2 protein-coding genes are annotated in these 2,067 nt (G+C 65.1%); one reads left to right on the forward strand and one right to left on the reverse strand.

Annotated elements, in window-relative coordinates:
* The coding region (locus RI841_RS12305) for an MsnO8 family LLM class oxidoreductase (protein ID WP_310705897.1) at nt 1–313 on the reverse strand (313 nt) is incomplete at its 3' end.
* Between the two features lie 141 nt (nt 314–454).
* On the opposite strand from RI841_RS12305, the gene RI841_RS12310 reads away from it, so the two are divergent.
* Nucleotides 455–2,067, forward strand: a 1,613-nt coding sequence (locus tag RI841_RS12310) for a BCCT family transporter (protein ID WP_310705898.1), incomplete at its 3' end; no start/stop codon positions are given.

The following is a 2,067-nucleotide window of genomic DNA, read 5'->3' on the forward strand; positions in this document are numbered from 1 at the left end:
CGGGATAGAGGGTCTCCAGGGTGCCGAACTGCTCGGCCACTACCAGCGGCGGGTGGTTGGGCAGCATGATGCCACCGCTGCCCACCCGGATCCGCTCGGTGGCGCCGGCGATATGCCCGATCAGCACCGCGGTGGCGGCGCTGGCGATGCCCTCGATGCTGTGATGCTCGGCCAGCCAGTAACGCGTGAAGCCGAGCTGCTCGGTGAGCTGGGCCAGCGCCACGCTCTCCCGGAAGCTGTCGGCGGCGCTGCCGCCCTCGCGGATCGGGGCCAGGTCGAGCACGGAAAGCGGCGTGTCGGCGAGTCGGGACATGTCGTGATGAGCTCCGGAAAAAGTTAGCCTGCTGAGTTTCTACGCCTGCTGGGTGAGGCCGTCAATGTCCTGACTTCGTGGCACCTTTTCCGGCTCTGGTAGCATGGCGTTCGATCAAGCCTACGGAGCAAGGAGTCACCGATGGCCAGTCATGGCGGACAGCGAGTCTTTTACGTTTCACTGGGAATCATTCTTGCCGTCGTTGTCGCAGGGGCGGCTTTCCCGGAGACGATTGGCGGTTTCGCGGCGTTCGCCCTTGATGGCACCACGCGCCTCTTTGGCTGGTTCTACCTGTTCTCGCTGTTCAGCGGTGTGGTCCTGCTGGGATGGCTGGCCTTGAGTCGCTACGGCAAGATTCGCCTGGGCCCCCAGGACAGCCGGCCGGACTACGGCTTCTTTTCCTGGATCAGCATGCTGCTTGCCGCGGGCTTTGGCGTGGGGCTGGTGTTCTACGGCATGGCCGAGCCCATGACCCACTACATCGCCCCGCCCTATGGTGACGTACCGGCCGAGAGCATCGCGTCGGCGCGCCATGCCATCCAGTACAGCTACTTCAACTGGGGTATCCACCAGTGGGCGGCCTTCTCGGTGGTGGGGCTGATCATCGCCTACTTCCAGTTTCGCAAGGGGCAGGCTGGCCTGGTCTCCTCGGTGCTCTCCTCGGTTACCCCTCAGGACTCCCGGTTTCGCTCCTGCATCGGCTGGCTGGACGTCTTCGCGGTGGTGGCCACGGTGATGGGCGTGGCCACCTCCCTGGGGTTGGGCGTGCTGCAGGTGAACGGTGGGCTCAATGCCGTCTTCGGCCTTCCCGAGAACACCCTGTGGCAGTTCATCATCCTGTTCGCGTTGTTCCTGGCCTACATGGCCTCGACCTGGGCCGGTCTGGACCGGGGGATTCGGCGTCTCTCCAATCTCAACATGATCCTGTGCATCGGCCTGATGCTCTATGTCCTGGTGACAGGCCCCACCGTGGCGATCCTCGACACCATCCTTCTCGGGTTCGGCGACTACCTGCAGAACTTTATCGGCATGAGCCTGCGCACCACCCCCTACAGCAACGACGCCTGGGCCCAGGAGTGGACCCTGTTCTACTGGGCCTGGGCCATCGCCTGGTCGCCCTTTGTCGGCACCTTCGTGGCGCGGGTCTCGCGCGGACGCACCATCAAGGAGTATGTGGTGGGCGTGCTGCTGGTGCCGCCGTTGCTGGCCTGCCTGTGGATCGGTGTGTTCGGTGGTGCCGCCATCAACATGGAGCTTGGCGCTGACGTGGGCCTGGCCGCAGCCACCCAGGACAACATCACCGTGGCGCTGTTCGAGATGTTCGAACTGATGCCCTTCTCCGGACCGCTGTCGGTGGTGGCGATGCTGCTGATCTTCATCTTCCTGGTCACCTCTGCGGACTCGGCCTCCTATATCCTGGCGCAGATGACCGACGCCGGCTCCATCACCCCGCCGCTGGTCAAGAAGGTGGCATGGGGCGTGCTGATCGCCGCCATTTGCCTGACGCTGATCACCGCCGGCGGCTTGACCGGGTTGCAGTCGGCCTCGGTCCTCGCGGCCCTGCCCTTTTCCCTGGTGCTCTATGGCATGGCAGCCGCGCTGGTCCGCACCCTGCAGCGCGACCATCGCGCGCTGCTTACCCAGCTCTACCGCCGTCATGGCGAGACGCCGGTGGGGGCGGATGCCTTCGAAGCCGAATCCCTGGGCGAGGAAGAGAGCCTGCGCCTGGCGGCGCCCGGCGTCGTCAAACGCCG

The sequence above is a fragment of the Halomonas sp. genome, from assembly GCF_031581305.1.
Taxonomy (GTDB): domain Bacteria; phylum Pseudomonadota; class Gammaproteobacteria; order Pseudomonadales; family Halomonadaceae; genus Halomonas.